At 36.2% G+C, this 23072-nt stretch carries 22 protein-coding genes and 3 tRNA genes; 7 read left to right on the top strand and 18 right to left on the bottom strand.

From position 1 onward, the window contains the following. Positions 1 to 188: 188 nt before the first annotated feature. Entirely contained in the window at positions 189 to 1256 is a 1068-nt protein-coding gene (locus tag CHSO_RS10875; protein WP_045495813.1) for a glycosyltransferase family 2 protein, read from the bottom strand. A gap of 528 nt (positions 1257 to 1784) precedes the next feature. On the opposite strand from CHSO_RS10875, the gene CHSO_RS10870 reads away from it, so the two are divergent. Together CHSO_RS10870 and CHSO_RS10865 are read left to right on the top strand one after the other, a co-directional pair. Further along, positions 1785 to 1976, top strand: coding sequence for a cold-shock protein (locus CHSO_RS10870; RefSeq protein ID WP_045495812.1), 192 nt, complete (start codon positions 1785 to 1787; stop codon positions 1974 to 1976). 95 nt (positions 1977 to 2071) lie between these two features. Then, positions 2072 to 2263 carry a cold-shock protein gene (locus CHSO_RS10865; protein ID WP_045495811.1) on the top strand — a complete coding sequence of 64 codons (192 nt, stop codon included), beginning with the start codon at positions 2072 to 2074 and terminating at the stop codon, positions 2261 to 2263. Positions 2264 to 2491: 228 nt separating this feature from the next. On the opposite strand, the gene CHSO_RS10860 is transcribed toward CHSO_RS10865, so the two are convergent. The 3 genes from CHSO_RS10860 to CHSO_RS10850 form a co-directional block, all read right to left on the bottom strand. Continuing rightward, positions 2492 to 2564: transfer RNA gene (locus CHSO_RS10860), tRNA-Lys, on the bottom strand. Between the two features lie 67 nt (positions 2565 to 2631). Continuing rightward, positions 2632 to 2704 (bottom strand) — tRNA-Lys (locus tag CHSO_RS10855). A gap of 69 nt (positions 2705 to 2773) precedes the next feature. Beyond that, positions 2774 to 2846: transfer RNA gene (locus CHSO_RS10850), tRNA-Lys, on the bottom strand. A 390-nt stretch (positions 2847 to 3236) separates the two neighbouring features. Here CHSO_RS10850 and CHSO_RS26260 point away from each other — a divergent pair. The 3 genes from CHSO_RS26260 to CHSO_RS26250 are packed head-to-tail and all read left to right on the top strand — an operon-like array spanning position 3237 to position 3756. Then, positions 3237 to 3389 (top strand): hypothetical protein, encoded by a 153-nt coding sequence (locus CHSO_RS26260; protein WP_232509183.1) that lies wholly within the window; start codon positions 3237 to 3239, stop codon positions 3387 to 3389. Positions 3390 to 3449: 60 nt separating this feature from the next. Beyond that, positions 3450 to 3548 (top strand): LD-carboxypeptidase, encoded by a 99-nt coding sequence (locus tag CHSO_RS26610; RefSeq protein WP_232509182.1) that lies wholly within the window; start codon positions 3450 to 3452, stop codon positions 3546 to 3548. Next, the gene (locus CHSO_RS26250; RefSeq protein ID WP_052480562.1) at positions 3538 to 3756 is read left to right on the top strand and encodes a hypothetical protein; all 219 of its coding nucleotides are present in this window, start codon (positions 3538 to 3540) and stop codon (positions 3754 to 3756) included. Before CHSO_RS26610 ends, CHSO_RS26250 begins: the two co-directional genes overlap by 11 nt. Positions 3757 to 3988: 232 nt before the next feature. On the opposite strand, the gene CHSO_RS10840 is transcribed toward CHSO_RS26250, so the two are convergent. The 5 genes from CHSO_RS10840 to CHSO_RS10820 form a co-directional block, all read right to left on the bottom strand. Beyond that, positions 3989 to 4621 (bottom strand): DJ-1/PfpI family protein, encoded by a 633-nt coding sequence (locus tag CHSO_RS10840; RefSeq protein ID WP_045495810.1) that lies wholly within the window; start codon positions 4619 to 4621, stop codon positions 3989 to 3991. A gap of 94 nt (positions 4622 to 4715) precedes the next feature. Beyond that, entirely contained in the window at positions 4716 to 5717 is a 1002-nt protein-coding gene (locus tag CHSO_RS10835; RefSeq protein ID WP_045495809.1) for a GlxA family transcriptional regulator, read from the bottom strand. Between the two features lie 179 nt (positions 5718 to 5896). Beyond that, a complete protein-coding gene (locus CHSO_RS10830; protein WP_045495808.1) occupies positions 5897 to 7489 on the bottom strand; it encodes a beta-carotene 15,15'-monooxygenase in 1593 nt (530 codons plus the stop codon). Beyond that, positions 7489 to 8547, bottom strand: coding sequence for an HlyD family secretion protein (locus CHSO_RS10825; RefSeq protein ID WP_045495802.1), 1059 nt, complete (start codon positions 8545 to 8547; stop codon positions 7489 to 7491). Before CHSO_RS10825 ends, CHSO_RS10830 begins: the two co-directional genes overlap by 1 nt. Positions 8548 to 8552: 5 nt before the next feature. Further along, positions 8553 to 9875 carry a TolC family protein gene (locus CHSO_RS10820; protein ID WP_045495801.1) on the bottom strand — a complete coding sequence of 441 codons (1323 nt, stop codon included), beginning with the start codon at positions 9873 to 9875 and terminating at the stop codon, positions 8553 to 8555. A 131-nt stretch (positions 9876 to 10006) separates the two neighbouring features. Here CHSO_RS10820 and CHSO_RS10815 point away from each other — a divergent pair, with 131 nt between their 5' ends. Continuing rightward, positions 10007 to 10804: an AraC family transcriptional regulator gene (locus CHSO_RS10815; RefSeq protein ID WP_045495800.1), complete on the top strand. Its 798-nt coding sequence runs from the start codon at positions 10007 to 10009 to the stop codon at positions 10802 to 10804. Positions 10805 to 11047: 243 nt separating this feature from the next. On the opposite strand, the gene CHSO_RS10810 is transcribed toward CHSO_RS10815, so the two are convergent. From CHSO_RS10810 to CHSO_RS10770, 9 genes are all read right to left on the bottom strand, one after another. Next, positions 11048 to 14533, bottom strand: a complete 3486-nt coding sequence (locus tag CHSO_RS10810) for a DUF2723 domain-containing protein (RefSeq protein WP_045495794.1) — start codon at positions 14531 to 14533, stop codon at positions 11048 to 11050. 223 nt (positions 14534 to 14756) lie between these two features. Continuing rightward, positions 14757 to 15545, bottom strand: coding sequence for an SDR family oxidoreductase (locus tag CHSO_RS10805; protein ID WP_045495791.1), 789 nt, complete (start codon positions 15543 to 15545; stop codon positions 14757 to 14759). 486 nt (positions 15546 to 16031) lie between these two features. Beyond that, positions 16032 to 16421, bottom strand: a complete 390-nt coding sequence (locus tag CHSO_RS10800; protein ID WP_045495789.1) for a RidA family protein — start codon at positions 16419 to 16421, stop codon at positions 16032 to 16034. A 98-nt stretch (positions 16422 to 16519) separates the two neighbouring features. Continuing rightward, positions 16520 to 17083: a Crp/Fnr family transcriptional regulator gene (locus CHSO_RS10795; RefSeq protein WP_045495788.1), complete on the bottom strand. Its 564-nt coding sequence runs from the start codon at positions 17081 to 17083 to the stop codon at positions 16520 to 16522. A gap of 139 nt (positions 17084 to 17222) precedes the next feature. Then, entirely contained in the window at positions 17223 to 17945 is a 723-nt protein-coding gene (locus tag CHSO_RS10790; RefSeq protein ID WP_045495786.1) for an SMI1/KNR4 family protein, read from the bottom strand. A gap of 21 nt (positions 17946 to 17966) precedes the next feature. Beyond that, positions 17967 to 18584, bottom strand: coding sequence for a hypothetical protein (locus CHSO_RS10785; protein ID WP_232509181.1), 618 nt, complete (start codon positions 18582 to 18584; stop codon positions 17967 to 17969). Positions 18585 to 18638: 54 nt separating this feature from the next. Then, positions 18639 to 19127, bottom strand: a complete 489-nt coding sequence (locus CHSO_RS10780) for an SMI1/KNR4 family protein (RefSeq protein WP_052480561.1) — start codon at positions 19125 to 19127, stop codon at positions 18639 to 18641. A 14-nt stretch (positions 19128 to 19141) separates the two neighbouring features. Next, complete coding sequence (locus CHSO_RS10775) at positions 19142 to 19669, bottom strand: hypothetical protein (protein ID WP_045495784.1); 528 nt, start codon at positions 19667 to 19669, stop codon at positions 19142 to 19144. A 36-nt stretch (positions 19670 to 19705) separates the two neighbouring features. Then, positions 19706 to 20293, bottom strand: coding sequence for a TlpA family protein disulfide reductase (locus tag CHSO_RS10770; protein ID WP_045495783.1), 588 nt, complete (start codon positions 20291 to 20293; stop codon positions 19706 to 19708). A gap of 444 nt (positions 20294 to 20737) precedes the next feature. Between CHSO_RS10770 and CHSO_RS10765 the strand changes: the two genes are divergently transcribed. Next, a complete protein-coding gene (locus CHSO_RS10765; RefSeq protein ID WP_045495782.1) occupies positions 20738 to 23071 on the top strand; it encodes a TonB-dependent receptor in 2334 nt (777 codons plus the stop codon). Position 23072: the final 1 nt, after the last annotated feature.

Raw genomic sequence — 23072 nt, 5'->3', positions numbered from 1 at the left:
TGATGTATATTATTAGTTTTTCGATTATTATTCAAATATATAACTATATAATGATAACTATATTAATATATGATTAAAAACATACAAGCTATGGCAAATATCCAATTAGCAATATAACATATCTCTTACCCTTTCTATATTCAATAGCCTATAAATAAAAAAAATCTTTTTTTAAATTCTTCTAACAACTATATAAGTTCTCTTAAATAATCTCTATTTTGTTTTACAGAAGGACAGTCTGGTCTTGATAGAGCTGCTTTTTCGTTGTATTCATTAGCTTTTTTATACTCACCCAGAAAAGAGAGGCAGACACAAGCCTCAATATTGGGTATATATCCAAAATAATCAGAAAACGCAAAACCTACGGAATGAGATTTTGGCAGCTTCGTTGCCAAATCAAACCATTTAAAAGCCTGATTATAGCTCTGTTTATCTTTATAATAATAGCCTAATTCACAGCAGATTTCCGGTCTGGGAATATCATATTCGAAGCTTTTTAGTAAAATTGGTAAGATTTTTTCCGGAGTGCCATTCTTTTTATATTCAATGGCTAATTGCTGACAGCAGGTTATCACATCTTCTATCCAACCTGATCCTGATTCTAAAAATTTTTCAAAAAAAGTTATGGCCTTATCTGTTTCATGATGGTCTTTTAATTCTCTTGCATAGTAATATAACTGCCTCGCAGAAAATTCTTTTCCGCTTTCCTCTAAAGCTCTGTATATATCAATATTTCTTGTTGAAATCCCTTCAGATGCTTCTTTTTTGTGCCAAATTTCAATATCAGTATAGTGTATATTGCCTACCAACGGGATGCATTCGTGAACCGGATCAATCCATTGATAATTTTTGCTCTTTTTGAAGACTCTTTCACGAGTTGAGTAAAAAGCCGGATGATTGTTTTGATCAAATGACAAAACGTATTTCATCGTGACAATCTCAACATCATCACTCAATTTCTTCTTCAGTTCATTAATTTCCTTAACTGATTTTTCCGGTATAACATCATCTGCGTCTAACCACATCTGATAGTCCATCGTTGCTTTAGAGAATGCAAAATTACGTGCCGCTGAAAAGTCATTACTCCATTCGAAATCAAAAATTTTATCTGTAAATTTTTCTGCAATTTCTTTAGTTTTATCAGTAGATCCTGTATCTACTACAATGATTTCATCTGCAAACTTTGCTGCACATTCTAAACATCTGCCTAAAAATTTCTCCTCATTTTTAACAATTAAGCATAAACTTATTTTCATGGACTTTTAAGAATTTTTATGGATATAAATATACTAGTATTAATTAATTGTAGGCATTCTTATTGAAGCTGTAATTTAAGTTCTTCATCTCATTTCCGAAATATGTTCGTAAAGCTTCAACCCGCATTCGGGATGATACATTCTACATATTGATGATTTAATTTTCTCATTTTTATTTATTATATTTATCCTAATTCATTAGCACAAAAAAAATAAAAAACACAAAATTGCTTGTTTTCAATAAATTATGTGTACATTTGTAAAATAATCAGGCTCCTGCCGACGCTTCTTCTGAAATTTTTGAACTCACAATTCCCTATCAGTCTTCGCTTTTACAGCCGCTAATTTTTGTCATCAATTTAACAGGTGCAGTACCATTTCATTTTGAAATTTTCAAGATTCTAAAAAATACTAACATCATTTCTTGTTCACAAATCGATTTATTACAGTTTTGATATAATTATCAATCCCGTAATGGCAATAGCCAAAAGTAATTTATCAAATACAACAATTTTATAATATAATACAATGCAACAAGGAACAGTAAAATTCTTTAACGAAACTAAAGGATTTGGTTTTATTTCACCTTCTAATGGAGGTCCAGATGTTTTCGTACATACTTCAGGTCTAGTAAATGATATTCGTGAAAATGATGTCGTAACATTTGACGTACAAAACGGAGCCAAAGGCGTTAACGCTGTTAACGTAAAAATAGCTTAAATTAATAATACTGTTTTGATCTAAGGGTCATCGCAGGTATGGCAACGGCCAGAAACAATTTATAAGTAAATACAACAATTTTATAATACAATACAATGCAACAAGGAACAGTAAAATTCTTTAACGATGCTAAAGGATTTGGTTTTATTACACCTTCAAATGGAGGTCCAGATGTTTTCGTACATACTTCAGGTTTAGTAAATGATATTCGTGAAAATGATGTCGTAACATTTGACGTACAAAACGGAGCCAAAGGCGTTAACGCTGTTAACGTAAAAATAGCTTAAATTAAGAAGAAAGCTTATAATAGCTTTTTTCTCGATATAATAATTAGCAGAGAACTATAAACGTTCTCTGTTATTTTTTTTAATAATAGAAAGTAAATGTTATTTTTAGTATCATTAATAAAATATTTAAGTGTAATTTCCAGATTAAACTTATCTACCAGAATACCAATGAATTAAAAGACAAAAAAAATGGGACAAATCTAGCTTTTTCAGATTTGTCCCAACAAGTGACCCGGCTGGGATTCGAACCCAGGACCCATACATTAAAAGTGTATTGCTCTACCAGCTGAGCTACCGAGTCGGCCACTTACTTTTCAAGTAAATTATTATTTTTATAAAAACCACCAAATCAGCAGCTTTTTAGTTTGTGACCCGGCTGGGATTCGAACCCAGGACCCATACATTAAAAGTGTATTGCTCTACCAGCTGAGCTACCGAGTCGGTCACCTACTTTTTCAAGTAAATTATTATTTTTATAAAAACCACTAAAAACAGCAGCTTTTTAGTTTGTGACCCGGCTGGGATTCGAACCCAGGACCCATACATTAAAAGTGTATTGCTCTACCAGCTGAGCTACCGAGTCGGCCACTTACTTTTTTAAGTAAATCCCTTTGTTTAAGGGACTGCAAAGATAGGAAAAACTCCTTTACTTCCAAGATTTTTGAAGCTTTTTTGTCATGAAATTTCACTCCAAATCAGCAAATATCTGTTTATAAATTAATTATGAAAATTATTTTTTTCTAAAAAAATGCAATCGGGCATTAATTCTCCAAAGAATCTCTTTATAAATCAAAATTTGTAAATACTCAGGCCAAAATTCAATTGTCTTTTTTTCACTGTTTATCACTGGATTTTTTTATAAAGATGTTCTATTTTTGAACAAAGTGGTCATAAAAGCTCATTAGGGGTTTATTTTCCAAACACTTAAATCATTCTTAAACAAAATTTTCTGTTTTATTACATTTCAATATTTATGAAATTAATTCCTCCCAAAAGATTAGCTGATGGTGATAAAGTGGCAAGCATTTCCACGTTGTGGAGTGCTGCCGGCGATGTGTCATACAGATATTTAAAAGGTAAAGAACGTCTCAATCAGGTTTTTAATTTGGAAGTTACCGAAACCTGACATGCACTACAGTCTGCACAATGAATCTATAATAATCCGGAAGCCAGAGCGAATGATCTGATGGAAGCATTTTCAGATCCTTCCATAAAAGCTGTTATTTCAAATATTGGCGGTGATGACAGTATCCGGATGTTAAAATATATTGATATTGAATCATAAAAATAACCCGAAGATATTTCCGGGGGTTTCTGACAGTACCATTATGCATTTTATCTGCCTGAAAGCTGGTTTAAGTTCATTCTATGGTACTCCCCTAATGGTTGGTTTTGCGGAAAACGGAACTATGCATGATTATCAGATCAATGATATTAAACGAACATTGTTCTCCTCTTCTGTTATTGGACAGACTCACCCCAACCCTGAATGAAATCCATTGTATAGATCAAACTTTTTCTATATTGGAAAATGGAGTTTTATAAAATTTAATATTCTATAAATGGGTTTCGGCGGGCCTTTGGCCCGCCGAAACCTTTTGCTTTTAAAATCTCTCGATTTCACAGATTACGCAGATCTTTCTTGATGTATTATTCTGATGTACCCATGATTTTTTAATAATCATACAGCTATAATTTGTGTTGTTTGTGAAAACATTCGCGTGATTAGTGTTTAAATTCTCGCTGTTGATATTCAAAAACTGTCACAATGGTCTCTACCAATTCTTGTCCATGGTGTTTTCCTACCAGATACAAGGCTGCATCTATTCCTGCTGTTATTCCTGCTGTAGTAATCAATCGCCCTTGGTCTACAAATCTAGCCTCTCTTTTAACGATACTCTTTGGATTATACTGTTCCAAAGTATCCAATAACATAGAATGGGTAGTAATTTCATGATGGTCTAATATTCCTGTTTTGGATAAATGCATACTTCCAGTACAGACTGTGAAAATGGTAGTTCCATTATGATACTGATCTTTTATCCAGTGCATTACTGTATTCTGGAAATCATCATCCTGCAAACACTCCATCACGCGATCCGGATTAGCACCCGGAATGACGATCATATCCGGTTGAGGAGCTGTTTTCACATCATACGTTGGAATAATTGACATGGTATTGGCTTCCATGAAAACAGCTTCTTTAGTTTGTCCAACGGTATAGCAGTGATAACTTCCTGTAGAGATTAAATCCGCTTTAATAAAAACGTCCAGCGGACCATTCAGATCAAGCGCTTCTACCTGATCGTAAATCAAAAATGCTACATTCATTGTCTTGTTCTTTTGTTCTTGATTCATAATGATATTTTAAAAATTATTTGTTTAAATAAAGACATAGTTTTTCCTGCTGATCTCTTATTATCAGCTTTCATCATTCAAAAAATGAAAAGAATTATTCCGTTATATTACAGGTTTTTCGGTATTGAGCTGGGGAAATAGATAGGTATTTTAAAAATAACCTCCGAAGGGAGACAATGCTTCCGAAACCACATTTTTCAGCAATCATATCGATGCTCATATCTGTGTATTCCAACATATTTCTGGCCTGATCAAGTCTCATCTTTTCAAGGAATTTTCCGGGTGTCATTCCTGATTCTTTCAAAAACACCCTGGAGAAATTACGAACACTCATATGTACAGATTCAGCCATAAATTCTATACTGATGGCTTGGCTGAGCTTATCTTTAAGCAAATCTCTGATTTCTTTTGTGAAAGAAGTTAACATTTCATAATCGGAAACAGCATTTCCAAACTGAGATTGCACTCCGGGTCTTTTCAAATATAAAACGAGATGTTTAGCTACTTCCGAAGCGATTGGTTTTCCAAAATCCTCCTCCAATAATGCTAATGCGAGATCTATTCCGGAAGAAACACCTCCTGAAGTGTATATTCCCTGATCCTGTATAAAAAATGGGTTGACGTTTACACTCAGCTCGGGATAAGTCCGTTGCAGGAGATCAGCGTATTTCCAGTGGGTAGTCACCTGCTTTCCCTTTAATAATCCTGCTTTGGCCAAAACAAAAGCTCCTACACACACTGAGCCTATACGTCTTACACATCCAACCCTATTTTGCAGATAAGAATAGAGATCAGGATTAATCTTGCCTAATGTTCCAAGATCTGTACCGGCAACCAGCAAGGTATCTACCGGAAAATCTATATCATAAATTGTGTGGGTACATGGTAAGGGAATTCCCGAACTGGAATATATTATTTTGTCTGAAGCTCCGGATATCAAATAAACCTGATACCTCAAGCCAACTTTGTCATCGGGCAAAAAGAGATTAGCTGCGGTAAATACATCGCAAGGACCGGCAACATCCAACAACTGAACCTGTGGTAATACCAAAATTGCTATATTTTTTATTTCTGTTTGTTGCCCTGCATTGTTCATATCTCAATCTCTATGATGCAAATGTACTAAGAATGTCATCTGGCTGCAATGACAAAAAACAAACAGTTTCGGCCATTTTTTATTTTTATATTCCAAAACAAAAGAGACTGCCTTAAAAAGGCAGCCTCAGCACTCTTACTATAAAATTAGCTAATAAGCTATACTTTTAAAATTACTATTTATGCAGGAGATAACCGGCGGGATTTCAAATAAAGAACCGTACGGTTCAGGTATGGAAAAAGTAGAATTAACAGCAAAGCTCCGGCCAGAAGCCATACCATCATTTCATAATAATCCATGGCAAAACGTACATGATCCTGAACATTAAGTCTTCCTACTAATAATTTATTGGAAGCTTTTACCGCATGATCTTCAAGCATTCCTTTAGCGACCAATTTAGTGGTCTGCTTATGAAGAAAGTCTTTCACAAAGGGATCAGTTATTGTTACATGATCCTGGAAAGCATTATAATGACGGCTTTTCTCAAAAAGCTCAAAAAAATTAATCAATGCTATGCTGGCACAGAAACCAAAATAACGAATTGCTAAAGCTGTTGCAGCTGCTGAAGGCCCAATAGAAGCAGGAACTGAGGATATGATGAAAATAATTGTAGGAACCATGATTAATCCCACCCCTAATCCCTGAAGGAATAACGGAATATAATAATTGAATTCATCTGCCTGTACATCAAAGGAATAATACATCAGGGCATGAAACAAAAGCAACATGAGAAAACCGGGCACCCAGACATACTGTATTTTTTTCTTCTGCAAAACCATACAACAGGCAATAATAACCCCAATAACTAACCCTGATAGATTAAAAACATTGATATAAGAGATATAAAACGGATCCAGATGCAGCTCCGTTGCAAAATAATTATTGGTAATTCCCGAAGCGAAACGGCAAATATACATAACGAAGAGAATCAACAGCCCTACTTTAAAATTTCTATATCTGAAAACCCGAAGATCTATATAAGGTCTTTTAATCGAATTCTGGCGGAAGATCGATAGTCCTGCCAATACGATGATGGTGATTACACTTCCTAAAATTCTGTTATCTTCCAGCCAATAATACTCCTGACCGAAGATGGTGATATACCCTACCAATACCAAAATAGTACTAAAAACCGCAAAGCTCTGCCAATCCAGTTTATACAAATGAAATCTTACATTGGGCCTGTAATTAGTCATGGTTAGAGTTAGGAAAATAAGCCCTGGCAAGTAAGAGAATATTGCCGTTTTATATACAATATTAAAATTATAGGAGTCAATAAGATCTGCCGTAATCAGGTTATTAAAAGGTAATGCACAGATCAGGATTCCAAAGAACACTGAGAAACTGATTTCTCTTCCTCTTTCATTGCTCAATCTTGTAAAAATCAGCGTTAATGAAAGGTTTACGTTCCCAGCAAACAGCATTCCCTGGATAAAACGCACTGGAAAAAGAATATACACTTCCCGGGTAAAGTAACAGATGAGGCAGGCCAGGATCTGCAAAGTGGTAAATATCAGAAAATACTCCTTTGCAGCCAAAAAACTGAAAAACCTTCTTTCCAGACAGTAAAACCCTACATATCCAGCGTAAAATAACGCTACTGAAAACTGAATATCAGCAGGTTCGCTTCCATAGTACCCAGCCGCTGCATTGACGTTCGTAAGCGGCAGGAAGAATATGATAATTCCCGGTAAGGTCATAGAGAAAAGAATAATTTTCACCATCCATTCCGGCACCCATCTTTTAAAAAAAGGCATTTGTCTTTTAGCCATTAGGAATGCTTTTTATTGGCATATACGTTGACATTCATCCCCATTTTGAGAATATTGATATCTTTTCTTTTTCCATCCACTCTGATCCTTACAGGAATACGCTGAACGATTTTCACATAGTTTCCGGTAGAGTTATCAGGAGGCAGCAATGAAAAGCTTGAACCTGTTGCCGGTGAAAGGGAAATAATGGTTCCCTGAAATTCTCTGTCAGGATAAGAATCTGCAACGATTTTCACCTGATCTCCAATTTTCATATCCTTGATTTGGGTTTCCTTATAATTGGCTACCACCCATTTATCCGTTTCATTATTAACAATGAATGCAAGAGTTTCCCCGGCATCAATCATCTGTCCCACCTCAACGGTTCTTCTTCCCATTCTGCCATCATATGCTGCTATCACTGCTGTATAACTCACATCTAACTTATGACGGTCTAATAAGGCTTCTAATCTTGCAATTTCAGCCTGTACCACAGTTTTTTCTGCCTGAATATCATTAATTTTAGACACTGATGCTGCATAATTGTCCTGAGACGATTGATAATCACTTTCATTAACATCCAATGTTGCTTTTACATCTTCCAATCTCTGTTTAGTGGCAGATTCTTCATCATAAAGCTTTTTATAACGATTATAATCAAGCTGTTGTTTCCAGACTTTTGCCTTATTTGCATCTACCTGTGCCTGTGCAGCCGCCGCTTCTTTCTCTGTGGTTCCGGTATTACTCTGTAAAACTTTCAGTTCTGCACGCGCTTTCTGAAGAGCAGCCTGGGTTTGTTTTTGCTGAAGAACATATTCACGGTTATCAATCAACAATAAAGTATCACCTTTTTTAACTTCCTGGTTTTCCTCAAATTTTACGGCTACAATAAATCCTCCGGCTCTTGAAATTACCGGGTTTACGTATTCCTGAACCTGAGCATCATTGGTCTGCTCATATTTATAATAATTCTTAAGGGTAAAACCGCCCCAGACAGCAAGTGCGGCAACGATTAAAACTGAGATCCATCCTGTAACCTTTGTGATCAATCTGTCGGTAGGGGTATATTTTTTTTTCATTGTATTTATAAAACGCCTGTAATATTTTGTAGTAAATAATAATTGTTCTGTGCCATTATTTTCGCAGCTTCCAATTCAAATTTTGTCTGGAGTAGCTGGATATCTGCATCCAAAAGCTCTGTAATAAGGGAAGTTTGATTGAAATAAGTATTCTTGATAATGCGGGCATTCTCCTTAGCCTGGGCTACATTGGTTTCAGCTACTTTGATCTGTTCAAGAGCTTCCTGATATCTTAAATACGCTTCTTTTACCTGTTGCCTCACCTTATCTTCTGTATCTTTATGGGCTTCTTCTTCTTTTTCAAACTCAAGCTTCGCTGCTTTTACTTTATGGGTGTTATGGTAAAGCGATGAGATCGAAAATGAAGCTTTTAAACCTACAATTCCCAATGAATACCAATAAGGGTTGTAAGGATAAAGGAAGATCTGTGGATTGGCGTAATAAAATTCCCCGTACATCCCTATTTTAGGGCTTACATTTGCTTTCACCTGCTTAAGTTTAATCTTACTTAATTCCGTTTGCTCTTCGGAAATATGATAATCAAATGAATGTTCTAACGCTAGTTTTAGATATTCGGCATATGTTGTATTGGCATCCCATTGATTGGCAGGCGATTCCGGAATAACGATCTGCTCATCAGGAACTCCTAAAATAATATTCAGCTTCTGCATGACGATCAGAATATCATTTTCAATAGTCACCAAAGTCATTTTACGTTTGGAAAGTTCCAATTCTATTCTTAAAACATCACTTTTTAAAACTACTCCGTTTTTATACAAGGACTTGATTTCTTTAAGCTGTACTTCCTGATCTTTAATATCCTGTTTGATAAGATCCCTGAAGATGAATGTTTTCTGAAGCTCAAGGTAAAGGGTTGCTGTTTTGTAATGGATATCGGAAACGGCCTGTTCTTTCTTAATTTCTTTAACCTTCTGCAAAGTTTGGTTTTCTTTGATTTTAAGATTGAGCTTATTTCCATTATAAATATTCAGGTAAAAATCGGCTCCCGCTCTGTAAAGGGTGTGAATAACCTCATGTTGGCTCGGCTTGGAAAAAATTCCGTTTTCATAGATGGGAATGTTGGATGCTTTTTCTACTGATCCTTTCACTTGTATTTCCGGAAGGCGTTCTCTCTTGGTGTCTTTTACTTCGGCCTCCGCAATGTCTACACTGATGGTATTGATTTTAATATGACGGCTGTTTTCTTCCGCTCTTTGCCATGCGTCCTTTAGGGAGATTCGTATGGTATCATTTCGTGGACTGCCCGTCTGAGCCGATATAAAATAGGAAGCTCCTAACATCAGCAGTCCGGTGACATAGATTTTCATTTGAATTTTTCGAATTATTGCAATGCAAATTTATTGGCAATTCATAAATTTTATTTACCTAAAATAGTCAAGTTTTACATGATTCCGGCCAAATGATTATATTTGCATTTTCATTCTTATTTTGATTTTCTATGGGATTAATTGCAGCACTTCCGGATATTGACAAACACGAGAAAAGTGTGTTTGTAATGCATGAAAAATCGGAGAAACTGATTCCGTTTCACAAACATACAAAGGGACAGCTGAGTTATGTTGAAGGGGGTATTGCCTATATTACTATTGATAACCGAACGTATGTGGTACCTGCCAGGCATTTCTTCTGGATCCCGCAGGGAATGGAACATATCTTGGAAATTGGATATACCGCAACTGTTCTCCGCTCGTTATATTTTTATGCTCATGATGATGTTTCAGATCCGTTTTACAGCAGACTGGGAATTTATCCTGCTTCAGAACTTTTAATTCAGATGATAAAATATTCGGAGAGGTGGGATGAAAAACATGTTACGGATAAAGATGAAAACTTTGAATTTCTGGTTGCTTTAAAAAAAATTCTCCCCAAAACCCATAAACAACCCTTACCTATTATTCTTCCTGCAACCCACAACAAGCAGATGATGAAAATTGTCTCTTATCTTGAATGGAATATCGGAGAAAAACTGACTCTTTCAAATGTAAGTGCAAGATTTGGATTAAGTGAACGCTCTATGTCCCGACTGTTTAAAGCGGATATGGATATTTCCTTTCTTCAATACCTGAAAACACTGAGAATCATTAAAGCTATTGAGCTGCTGCTTAATACAGACAAACCGATTAACGAAATTGCCGATGATGTAGGTTACAGTTCAATTAGTGCTTTTAGTGATACTTTTCATGAGTTTACACAATCCAGACCTTCAGATCTTAGGAAGAGCAGTAAGGCTTTTTGATATTTTTGTGTAGGTGTTGCTGAAACCACCCTGGCAAAAAAAGGTTGTATACTTAAAAACATCCCAATAACTTTATAAATAAAAAAAAGCCTTTAAATATTAAATTCAAAGGCAGTATTAAAAACCATTAAGCAGATAAGGTTCAGGATGTACAAGGTAAAATCTAAGATTTTAAAACGAAACTATAAAAACAAAATCCTTAATTCTGAAAGCCTTCTCCGATCTTAATGGTTATACTTTTTATTATTGAGTTGCTTTAATAATGGCTGCAGTAATCTGCTCTTCTTTTTTCTTTGAATAGGTAGAATCAAAAGGTTCCATTACATTGAATAAATACTGATAAAAAGGAGTGATTTTCTGAACATTTTCCGATTCTTTCATCGCTTTTTCTTTATCCATCTGTTGAAGATTTTTTATAAAAACATTGAATTTCTTATCAATAGGTTCTACCGATTTCAACAGATAATTTTGTGCTTTTTCATTCTGTCCCAACCTTCTGTAGGCTTCCGTTACCGCAGAAACCACAAGGGAATATTCCATAGGTTTGGATCTCATCTGTCTTTTGGCTGCTGCCCTGAACTCAGGGGAAAGACTCAGGTAATAGTCATATTCATAAAAAATTTCTTTTTTAAGACTCTCAGCCAGTTGAAGACCTTTCTGTTCCTCATCTGTAACAATATAAGCAGTAACAATTGAACTTAATGAACGGGGATCATTGTACTTTTCTGCAGGAATTTCCTTCGAGACAAGGTTGAGTAGTTCTAAAGCTTTTGCTTTTTCATCATTCTTGATTAGTGCAGAAACTGCTCTGCTCACTGACATCCTGTAATTCATAATATCGGATATACCAGTATCATCGTAGTGGATACTAAGGTCTTTAAAATTGCCCCACTTGTAGTTTTTCACTACATTATAAAGTGAATGGGCATCTACCCTGCCTTTATCCCCATCCGGACTTTGAGTAGTACGGATAGGAATCAGCCTGTAACTAAAACCATCAAACTGCAGATAATCATCAAGATAAAAAATATTTTCACCGTCATACATTCCTCCGGACGAGAAACTGATCGGACGTTTCCAATCAAAATTGGCCAGTATATCCATCATGATGAGATGACTTTTATAAAGAGTATTGGCTTCATAATTAATTGCCACCTGATCTATAGTATTTGGAAGATCGGCCTGATTAATAATCCCCGACTTCACAGCATTTTCTTTATTGACAGGAAGAATGAATTTGTGAACCGGAATAATATTATATTTCTCATATTCTTTTTCCCCAAAATACATTTTCAATAACTCGTCTTTTGCCGGGGATTTATATTTCAGAAATCTGAGGGCCTCTTTTAACGTCATTGAATCCTGAGTCAAATATTTTCTGAATTCCTGAAACTCAGTATCAGGAGCACCTTGATCCTTTAGCATGCCAAACAACCCTTCCCAGTCTTCTTTTTTCATCAAATACACCTGGTCATTTACTCCATCTCTGTAGTCCTCATGAGTTAATTCACCCGGAACTCCCATAGCATTGTAAGTTCTTCGTTTTACCTGATCGATATTCCACGGCGTAGCCAGCAATGTAAAATTGACTGTTTTCACATCATCCCGGAACCTTTCTGTTTCCTGTAATCCCCAAACCGGATATGTATCATTATCGGCATAAGTAAAAACTATACCTTTTTTAGGTAGGGATGCCAGGAAAGAATAAGCTGAATCATAGGCAGCGGATTTCCTGCTACGGTCATGCGGGACATAATTCTGGAAACCCATCATGAAAGGAATTCCCAATAAAATTATCCCAGTTACAATACTAGCAACATTTGATTTTATTCTGGATTGAATAAACCATAAAATACTTCCTGCCCCCAACCCGATCCAAATAGCAAAAGCATAAAACGAACCTACCATAGCATAATCTCTTTCTCTTGGTTCAAAAGGTTTCACACCCGTATAAAAAACAATTCCGATACTGGTTAAAATAAACAGGGAAAGAAGGGCATAAAATCGTCCAAAATCCCTATTCAGCTGGAAAAAGAAACCAATCAATCCCAATATTAATGGTAGGAAAAAGAATTTTACTGTGCTTTCATTTTTAAATTTAGCCGGCATATTATCCTGATTTCCCCATAAAGCATTATCTATAAAAGAAAGGCCGGAAATCCAGTTCCCTTGAGTATTTTCTAAATGCCCTTGTAAATCATTCTGTCTTCCTACAAAATTCCACATCAGATATCTTACAAAATAATAGCCATTCTGAAAGGAGAAGAAATAGTCCATATTCTGCGCAAACGAAGGCCTTTGAACATTGATAAGATCATAAGGTTTTACTTTCATATAATCTTCAACCGTAATGGAATCATCTTCATATTTTGCCCTTAGTTCCTCAAAAACCCGTTTAGCCTGTGGATCATCAGCTACCTCTGCATTATCATAATTGAATGTAAAATCAGGAGCTCCGTACATTGATATATAATTGGCCATTACCTCCTTATCTTCACTGAACATTCTGGGCATAAAGCTCATGTGAGATTTATTGTAGACATAATTAAACCTTTCTCCTGTTTTCCTGTAGGTTTTGCTCTTTTCATCTTTTTCGTAAATATCATCTGTGATTTCTCTTTTATAGCTTCCGTCATCATTCTTTTCCAGTCCTTTTCTGTCAAGAGCAGCAGTATAGTTTTGTCCGTAAGTAGTGGGCCAATCTCCATATTGTACCCTGTTATAATAATCTTTCATCCCGATGGCTGTATCAGGATTGTTAAGGTTCATTGGCGGATTGGCATTGGCCCGGATAGGAATCACCAGCCAGCATGAAAAACCTATGACCATATACACAACAGATAAAACAATGGTTTGATATATATTCTTTTTTAACTTCCTGGCATATTTAATCATGAAGTAACAAATGGTTCCCATTACAATAAAAGCAACAATGGTTCCGGAGTGAAAAGGAAGACTTAAGCCATTCACAAAGAAGATCTCCAGCTGCCCGAACATCGTCATAATCAATGGGAAAATAATTTTAAAGACCAATGCCAATACACCAAGTGTTATCAGATTGGCAAGAATAAAGCTCTTCCAGGTAAATGTATAATTTCTGGTATAATACACCAGACATATGGCCGGAATGGCCAGCATACACATCATATGAACTCCCACCGAAAGCCCGATAATAAAGAAAATAAGGATAATCCATCTTTCATTATCTGCAGCTTTATATTCATTTTCCCATTTCGTAATAAGCCAGACTAAAATCGCAATAAATAAAGAAGCCATTGAATATACCTCTCCTTCCACTGCTGAAAACCAGAACGTATCTGAAAATGTAAAGCATAATGCTCCAATAGCTCCTGCAAATAAAATTGAAAACTCCTGATGTCTGGTAATGTCTTCAAAATCTTTATTTAAAAGTCTTCTTAAAAAATGAGTAATGGTCCAAAACAGAAATAAAATCGTAAATGCACTGAAAAGTACTGACATGGCATTAATCACAATAGAGTAATTACTACTATTACCCAATGCAAATATACTGGCCACCGCTCCTACAATCTGAAATAAAGCAGCTCCGGGAGCGTGGGTTACTTCAAGTTTAGCCGCAGAAGAAATATACTCTCCACAATCCCAAAAACTCAGGTAGTGCTCCATGGTGGAGAAATAAGTAATCAAAGCAATAGTGAAAAAGAACCACCCCAGTACGGTGTTCCATCTTTTAAAAGACCAGTTTTTCATATAATATTTTCCAATATTAATATGACAACTGACTGAAAAGGAATATTACATCAACCTATGACTTTTTTTTAACAAAATTACAGATTGGCCGGAAGCTGGAAGTGGGAGGCTGGAAGTTACTATTAGACTGAATATTAATGGAGCTTATCTTTAGAAAACTTCAATAGCTTATCTACAAGTTGTTTTTCAATCACTTCCAGCCTCCAGCTTCCCTTCCTATAATTTAATACGTATTATTTAGTCCGCCATCCAAAGGAATATTGGCTCCGGTAAGATAAGAAGCATATTCTGAAGCGAGAAAAGCGACCAGATGACCATATTCTTCGGGTTTCCCGAATCTTTTCATCGGGATTTTATTTTCCCTCGCTTGTTTGATTTCATCTTCAGATAGGCCTGCTTTTTGAGCATCATGATGAATCAGGTTTTGAATACGGGCTGTATCAAAATATCCTGTTAAAACATTATTCACAGTAATATTATGCTGAGCAACTTCATTGGCTAATGTTTTCGCCCATGCCATTACTGCAGAACGTATAGAATTGGAAAGCGCCAGATTCCCAATGGGTTCTTTTACGGAAAGTGAAGAAACATTGATGATACGCCCGTTTTTCTGTCCAATCATATAGGGTAAAGCCAGCAAAGTGGTTTCGCAGACTGTTTTAAAAAGAAGATCGAAAGCTTTTTGATAATCTTCAACATTTTTATCAATTGCCAGTCCTGGTTCCGGACCATTGGTATTATTAACCAGAATATCTATGGAATGGGTGTTAAAATATCCTGTAATGATCTTTCTATAATTCTCAAAGTCTGAAAAATCGGCTACGAGGTACTCATGTTTCTGCTCCCGATTGACAATGGGTAATGATGCCATACAATCCTTTAGTTTTTCTTCATTTCTGGCCATTATGGTCACATTGGCTCCACATTTTGCCAGTTCAGCAGCAATACCTTCTCCTATCCCCTGTGTAGCACCTCCTACCAGCGCGTTTTTTGAAAAAAATTGAATATTCATACGCTCTATATGATTAAAAATTAGATATATAAAGGTAAGAAAAAAGAGGTTGTACTTCTGAATGAAATACAATATAGTGGAGAATCTTAATGATTTGATTTTTAGAGGTTCTTCACTGCTCTCAGAATGACAGAGGTTATGTTTATTTTTTTCTCGCAGATTAGCCAGATAAATGTAGGTTAAAAAAATCTGCGTCATCTGTGAGATCTGCGGGAACCTTCACTCCGCTGAGATTCTTCATTTCGCGCTGCTAGATTCAGAATGACAAAAGCCAGTTTTTTCTCACTGGCAGAACAAATTTAGACAGATAAATGTAAGTTAAAAAAATCTGCGTCATCTGTGAGATCTGCGGGAATCTTACTCCGCTGAGATTCTTCATTTCGCGCTGCTACATTCAAAATGACAAAAGTGTATTTTTTCTCGCGGATTGAGCAGATTAGGCAGATTTTTGAGACAACCTCTTAAGTTGTAAATCTGTTGTGAAAATTACTTCACCACGGTGGCTTCCAACTCTACTTTCAGTGTTTCAAATAAGCCATTGACCTCAAGCATGGTAACAGCCTGCTCAATATGATGTACTGCAATCCACTCCTGAAGAACGGGAAAATGAGGCCATAGCTCCTGAGTTGAAGTGGTGTAGATATTTAATCTTACAATTCCTTTACAATCATACCCGGCGGTTGTAATTACTTCTTCAAGATTGGCGATTGCCTGCTCCAGCTGGCTTTTCATATCCTTATTGCTGGAAGTACCATCCGGATCAATGGCTGCCTGTCCCGAACAATATAAAGTAGCTTCTGCATTTTTCACTTCCACAGCCTGTGAGTAGCTGCGTTCTTCCTGCCATTTCCATGGGTTTATGGTTCTTTTTTCCATTATTGAATTTTGTTTGTTATTACCTTACAAAATTGCAGAATAAGGGTTGCAGAACCCTGTGACCACAATCACGATTATCAGGTGACAGAGATCACAATTTACAATGGCAAACGGCTCAGCGTTTCTCTGGAAACTCCCAGATAAGCAGCCAGCAATGTTTTTGGAACACGCTGTACGAGAGACGGATATTTTTCCAACAGCTGCTCATACCGTTCTTTTATTCCGGTGGTCATGGTAGAAATAATGCGTTGTTGTGCCGAAATAAACCCCATATAAGCTTTTTCCAAAAAGAAATGCTCCATTTTAGGATAAATACTGCAGATTTTCCGGTAATTCTCAAGGGTTAGGCATAGTACTTCCGTATCTTCAAGACACACCAGTGACATGGTTGCTTTTTGTCTCTGATAATAAGCGGGAAAATCGGTTTCCCACCAATCTTCCATCGCAAATCCTATAATATGCTCCTTTCCTGCTTCATCGGCATACACTAATTTCAGAAGCCCTTTCAACACAAAGTAATTGTACGGTACAAGTTCTCCTTCCTGCACTAAAAACTGATGTTTTTTGTATTTTTTATAAGCAAAACAAGAGGATATAAAATCAAACTCTTCATCACTAAGAGGAAGGATCTTTTCGATATGAGCTCTTAACCTATCCGGCATATTCTATTATTTCTTAAAGTATAAAAATACTGTTTTTTCATGAAGAAAATCGCGGCTGACGGCTGTATATCACGATCATTACTCAAGAGAAAAGCCTGCAGGTCAAAACTACAGGCTTTTTTATGGCTAAATACTTTTCTTATGATTTTGGAGATTCTGTATAATTAAACCTTTTGTTCAATTGCTCAGAAGCAATCTGTTGATTTAAGATTTCCTCTACCTCATCAAATGTTACCAACCCTTCTGTTTCAAATGAATTTCCATTGGGAACTTTATAGGTATATTCAAAAATATCACGTTGATAAATGGTATTCAGAATTTCTGCCTGCTTTGCGGTGAGATAAGGTTCATGTGTTTTCAACTGATTGAATAAATTCTGCTTCAGATCTTCTTCTTCCTCTTCATAAAACATTGAATCTTCATCTATTTCTGTTATTGATTCCAGGAGCTGGCGGAAAATAAAATCCTGGAAATTTCCGGCCAATATCTCAGCTTTCTCATCATCATGAGGTATGAAAGTAATAGGCACTTCCCCATTGTTTCGCAAGTCAAACTGAAAGGCATACAGATCTCCGGCTCCATTCTGTGCAAACGGAATAAACTGATAATCCGGATGAATATTTCTGTAATCTTCCTCATCGGACATCTCATCAATAGAAGTTTTAACAAGCTCCTGGTTATTCCAGATTTCAATATCATATCCAAATAAAAGTAAGGGTGGATTTTCTTTTAACTTCGGAAAAGTATCATGATACCAACTTGATCCGGATACTCCCCAATCCAGCATATTATTTTCAGCTAACCGTCTGTAAATCTCAGGATACTGAATATTATATTTCTGTTCTAATTCTGTTAAATTCATTGGTTTTTTAATAATTTGATTTTAGGTATTACGTTCCATACAGATATAAGAAGAGCTATTTTTATCATAAAATACTTCTACAAACGGCTCATCCTGTAATCCGATCTGAAAAAGAAACTCCAGATCTTCATTCCACTGCACAGGGGCATCATCCTCCGGCCAGGTCATTGCCCAGCCGCCCTGATAAGCAAAGATTTCATCATTAGAATAAATAGGATGAGAAGCCATCCAGATATCCGTATATTCATCTGATGCAAAGGCCAGCAGGCTGAAGAGGTCATCTTTATCCCCGTCATTTTCAGCAATCCACTGCTGAATTTCCTCATCTCCGTAATGCATTAATGTTTCAAATGGTGGATAAATCTCTATATCTTTTTCTTTTAACGCTGTATATTTATTTAACTCAATTGATTCTAGGTTAATAGGTGAAAAACTGAATTTATCCTGATCTTCAATAAGTCCCATCCATTGATCTAAATGTTTCACCAGAAAACGAACAGGTTCATCTTCATTGGCATAAGCTGTTTTTTCATCAGACTCATGGGCCGAAACAAATACTTGTGCTTTACGGATCATAGGTTGTGCTTTTTCCTTCAGTTGGTCTACATTCATGGGTAAAAAACTTTCTTTTGACTTCAAAAATAGCAGATTTTATAAGCTTTTGCAATCGTAAAGATTCTGTTTCTGCTCAAATTAAACAGTAAAAGGATAAACTTCACTTAAGCCGGGATGAATGGCATCCAGCGCTTCATAGAACTTTTGTCTGACAGGTGCCGAAATATCATCATGCTCATCAAAATACAGGTCCAATTGCTGAATCACAAATGCCATTTGCAGCCATTGTTCCAAGCTGATGTTCATGGGTTCTAATTTTTCATCATAATCATGGTCATAGAAGAAAACATGTCCGTTTTTATCCAGAAACCAACGGTCTCCCTGTCCGTTTCCTGCAAAACACCAATAATCCGGCAGCACAAATTCTTTATTTTCATTCACCGCTTCCACCACGTTGTATAAAATAGCTTCTGATGCAATCTCTGTTGTTTTTATCAGAGAAACCAGTTTTTTATAGCGTTCAGGAAAGGGAAAATCAACAGTTTTGGGAAAATTCTGTAAGTTCCCTTTTTCCTTAAGAACTTCAAGTTCTATTTCTTCAATGGGTAATATTTTAAACGAAATCATGGGCACGTTTTATCTTAAGTTCGCAGTTTACATTCAATTTTAAGATGATGTTTTTCTATCAGATCTACAAAAGCCTGAGTAACGAATTTAATTCCTTTGTTTTCATCCTGAACCGCATACTTCGCATCCGGAAAGGGTTGATCTTCAAATATAAAACCCATGCCTTCAAAATCTTTTACAATAGATGCTGTTTTCAGGAATAGCGCTGCATACATAGGTACCGGCTGACCTTTTAGCATGCAGGGAATAAATTCAACTTCATCCCAAAGCTCTTTTCTTAAAGCAGAAACAGCCTTCTCAGAAAATAAGTCCCCTACACCGCCTGTATAGCAGGTATAAATATCATACTCCTCCAAAAAATCATTTAAATTCAAGGAATACTGATCTGTAAATTCTTCTTTAATAGGAATGGTATTGTTTCTGATTGGGATTTCCCGGCATTCAGGAAGCTGAAATTTATCAAAAATGCTTCCCTGTTTATCAATCACAGAGAAATAATACTCTTCTTTCGGGTGAAAGGAAAATAAGGTATACAAATTCATATTTCCGGTTACTCAACGTGTTTTATCTATTGTGGTTTATTTCAGTAATGAATCAATCTGCTGATAAAAAGAATCTTTACTATAATCCGCCACTCCAGTATGATGAAGACGGATTTCTCCTTTTTTATCCAGTACAACAGTAGTTGGCAATGAGCCGTTATAAAGTGCTTCAGGAATATTTCCTGCAGGAGTTATAAAAGGAACACTAAATCCTTTTTCCTTTAAATAGGTTTTTCCCAGAGCAGGGTTATCATCAAGATTTACTGTAAGGAATACTATATCAGGGTTAGTTTTGTATTTGTTGTACAGTTTTTCAACTGATGGAAACTCAGCCCGACAGGGAGGACACCATGATGCCCAGAAGTTGATAAAAACAACTTTATTTTTCAGAATAGAAGGATCAATGAGCGTTCCGTCTTCATTCTTCAGCATCAAACCTGTATAAGCGGCTATACTTCCTGATTTCTCCGTTGATTCGGAAATGCTGGAGTTGAGAATTCCAGTGGAAGCAACCTGTCTCATCAACCACGCTTTAGCATCCGGATTAACCAATATGACAATGAATAAAACCGTCAATAGTATAGTGGAAAGATTATTCTTCATCCACTTTATAAGATTTTCCATACTCTTCTAATCATTCTTCTCAGGCAAGATAAGTCTAATATTTGGATTGAGGAATCTTAAAAAAGAAAAAATATTTTCCGTCTGGTCTATCATTCTAGCCAGTCAAGATTAAAATATTAAACAATTTTTCTCGTTATAGGGTTAAAAAACAATATCAATGAATAAAAATAATAATTTTATACACTTATATTTTTCACTATTATAATCCGTTTTTGATTGATTAAAACTACAGCAACCTTAAAATGAATACATTCCTTACAATCTTTCTTCATAATCTTTCACATTCAAATTCCTGAAAACATTGATTAACAATAAGAGAAGTGTTATTTTTTGAATAATATCAAGATTTTGAATGTAACTAATTTCCCATTCATTCAACTAATCATCAGGAAACAATAAACTTCAGCTTAATATAGAAGAGATCTACTACTTTAAAAAAAACTAATGCAAACATCTTTTTTCAAAATTACCGCAGCCACAGCTGCGCTCTGTTTCAGTACTTTGGTGATGGCCCAACAGCAAGCCCACTCCGTAAGCGGAACAGTAAAGGATAAAAAAAACGGCGAATTGCTGATTGGTGTAACGGTAAAAGTAAGCGATAATCCTTCGATTAACGTTGTAGCTAATGAATATGGATTTTACTCCCTGTCATTGCCGGAAGGAAACCATACCATCATTATTTCTTATCCGGGTTACAAGGATTTTGAGCAGCAAATCAATGTTGAACAAAATATGAAACTGGATCTTTTCCTTAACCAGGAAGAGCAAAAATCCAATGCGATAGATGAGGTGGTTGTATCCGGAGTAAAAAAGGATAAGAATCTTTCAAGCGCCCAGATGGGAACTGAAACCTTAAGCATCAAAAATATAGAGAAGCTTCCTGTATTATTTGGTGAAAAGGACGTTATGAAAACCATACAGCTTCTGCCGGGTATTAAAAGTAACGGTGAAGGAAGCAGCGGATTCAGTGTAAGAGGTGGTGCTACAGATCAAAACCTGATCTTACTGGATGAGGCTCCGGTTTATAATGCTTCGCATTTGCTTGGTTTTTTCAGTACATTCAACAGTGATGCATTGAAGGATGCCAGCATTATCAAAGGAAACAGTCCCGCTCAATACGGAGGCCGCCTTTCTTCTGTAATGGATGTGAAAATGAAGGACGGAAACAACAAAGGCTATAACATCAATGGAGGAATCGGGCTGATCAGCAGCAGGCTGAGTGTAGAAGGCCCCCTTCAGAAAGAAAAGTCTTCATTTATTGTATCTGGAAGAAGAACCTATGCCGATTTATTCCTTAAGTCTTCTAAAGATTATAAAGACAACAAGTTATATTTTTATGATCTTAACCTGAAGGCTAATTATCAGATTAATGAAAATAACCGTATTTATATTTCGGGATATTTCGGGAGAGATGTATTAGGACTGGGTGATACATTCAATACTGATTGGGGAAATACTACAGCCACATTACGATGGAACAGTATTATCAACAGTAAATTATTTTCCAATACTTCCTTTATCTACAGCAATTATGATTATAAAATCGGCCTGAAAAATAATGAAAGTGAGTTCAATCTAAACTCGAAGATACAGGACTGGAATCTTAAGCAGGACTTTACCTGGTTTGCAGGAAACAAACATTCTGTACGTTTTGGTTTGCAGTCTATTTATCATACCCTGACGCCCAGCAGTGCTTCAGGAACGATTGTTAATTCTTTCCCGAGAAATTCAAGATATTCATGGGAAAATGCGCTGTATATTAATGATGATTTTAAAGCAACAGAAAAGTTAACCATTAATTATGGACTAAGACTTTCCCTATTCAGTGTATTGGGTGGAGATACTTTCAACACTTATGAAAATGGGGTGCTTACAGGAAGTCAATATTTAGAAAAAGGAAAATTCGGGAAAACATATACCAACCTTGAACCGCGTATTACAGCAAATTATCGTATTAATGAGGTGAGCAGCGTGAAGGGAGGTTATTCCAGAAATACTCAGAACCTTCACCTTCTGAGCAATAGCAGCAGCGGAAATCCTACGGACCAATGGATTGGAAGCAGCTATTCGGTGAAACCTGAAATTGCAGATCAGATCAGTGTGGGCTACAGCAGAAACTTCAATAACAACAATTACGAACTGAATGCTGAAGTGTATTATAAATCTATGCAGAATCAGATCGATTTTAAAAATGGAGCCCAGATTGGCTTCAGTACTGCAGCAGATGTAGAAAGTGAATTGTTGTTTGGTAAAGGAAGGGCTTACGGACTGGAACTTATCGCTAAAAAGAAAAGCGGAAAATTGACAGGCTGGATCTCTTATACCCTATCCAAAACAGAAAGAAAGATTGATGGAATTAATGATAACCAATGGTATAACGCCAGAATGGACAAAACTCATGACATTTCTGTAGTAGCCACTTATCAACTTAATCCAAGATGGACTCTTTCCGGACTGTTTCTTTATAGTACAGGAAATGCTGTGACCTTCCCTGTTGGAAAATATGAGCTGAACGGACAGACCATATTCCAATACAGCAGCAGAAATGCTGACAGAATGCCTGCTTATCACAGAATGGACCTTAGTGCTACCTACGAACCGGAATCGAATAAGCGTTTCCGTGGATCATGGACGTTCGGAATTTACAATCTGTATGGCCGTGAAAACGCCTACACCATTACTTTTGAAGACAATCCGAACAATCCGGGAACAACCCGCGCTATGCAGACTTCCCTATTCCGTTGGGTACCTAACATCACTTACAATTTCAAATTTTAAA

It is taken from the genome of Chryseobacterium sp. StRB126 (assembly GCF_000829375.1).
Lineage (GTDB): Bacteria > Bacteroidota > Bacteroidia > Flavobacteriales > Weeksellaceae > Chryseobacterium.
Note: the sequence above shows the minus strand (reverse complement) of the source record. Positions and strands in the feature narration are given on the sequence as shown.

Coding starts and splice junctions, on each gene's coding strand:
- CHSO_RS26610 (WP_232509182.1), top strand. CDS start 3,450: ATGGAAGCATTTTCAGATCCTTCCATAAAAGCTGTTATTTCAAATATT.
- CHSO_RS10870 (WP_045495812.1), top strand. CDS start 1,785: ATGCAACAAGGAACAGTAAAATTCTTTAACGAAACTAAAGGATTTGGT.
- CHSO_RS10775 (WP_045495784.1), bottom strand. CDS start 19,669: ATGAATTTGTATACCTTATTTTCCTTTCACCCGAAAGAAGAGTATTAT.
- CHSO_RS10865 (WP_045495811.1), top strand. CDS start 2,072: ATGCAACAAGGAACAGTAAAATTCTTTAACGATGCTAAAGGATTTGGT.
- CHSO_RS26260 (WP_232509183.1), top strand. CDS start 3,237: ATGAAATTAATTCCTCCCAAAAGATTAGCTGATGGTGATAAAGTGGCA.
- CHSO_RS10875 (WP_045495813.1), bottom strand. CDS start 1,256: ATGAAAATAAGTTTATGCTTAATTGTTAAAAATGAGGAGAAATTTTTA.
- CHSO_RS10830 (WP_045495808.1), bottom strand. CDS start 7,489: ATGGCTAAAAGACAAATGCCTTTTTTTAAAAGATGGGTGCCGGAATGG.
- CHSO_RS10840 (WP_045495810.1), bottom strand. CDS start 4,621: ATGAATCAAGAACAAAAGAACAAGACAATGAATGTAGCATTTTTGATT.
- CHSO_RS10780 (WP_052480561.1), bottom strand. CDS start 19,127: ATGATTTCGTTTAAAATATTACCCATTGAAGAAATAGAACTTGAAGTT.
- CHSO_RS10815 (WP_045495800.1), top strand. CDS start 10,007: ATGGGATTAATTGCAGCACTTCCGGATATTGACAAACACGAGAAAAGT.
- CHSO_RS10795 (WP_045495788.1), bottom strand. CDS start 17,083: ATGCCGGATAGGTTAAGAGCTCATATCGAAAAGATCCTTCCTCTTAGT.
- CHSO_RS10825 (WP_045495802.1), bottom strand. CDS start 8,547: ATGAAAAAAAAATATACCCCTACCGACAGATTGATCACAAAGGTTACA.
- CHSO_RS10790 (WP_045495786.1), bottom strand. CDS start 17,945: ATGAATTTAACAGAATTAGAACAGAAATATAATATTCAGTATCCTGAG.
- CHSO_RS10770 (WP_045495783.1), bottom strand. CDS start 20,293: ATGGAAAATCTTATAAAGTGGATGAAGAATAATCTTTCCACTATACTA.
- CHSO_RS10805 (WP_045495791.1), bottom strand. CDS start 15,545: ATGAATATTCAATTTTTTTCAAAAAACGCGCTGGTAGGAGGTGCTACA.
- CHSO_RS10820 (WP_045495801.1), bottom strand. CDS start 9,875: ATGAAAATCTATGTCACCGGACTGCTGATGTTAGGAGCTTCCTATTTT.
- CHSO_RS10800 (WP_045495789.1), bottom strand. CDS start 16,421: ATGGAAAAAAGAACCATAAACCCATGGAAATGGCAGGAAGAACGCAGC.
- CHSO_RS10765 (WP_045495782.1), top strand. CDS start 20,738: ATGCAAACATCTTTTTTCAAAATTACCGCAGCCACAGCTGCGCTCTGT.
- CHSO_RS10810 (WP_045495794.1), bottom strand. CDS start 14,533: ATGAAAAACTGGTCTTTTAAAAGATGGAACACCGTACTGGGGTGGTTC.
- CHSO_RS10835 (WP_045495809.1), bottom strand. CDS start 5,717: ATGAACAATGCAGGGCAACAAACAGAAATAAAAAATATAGCAATTTTG.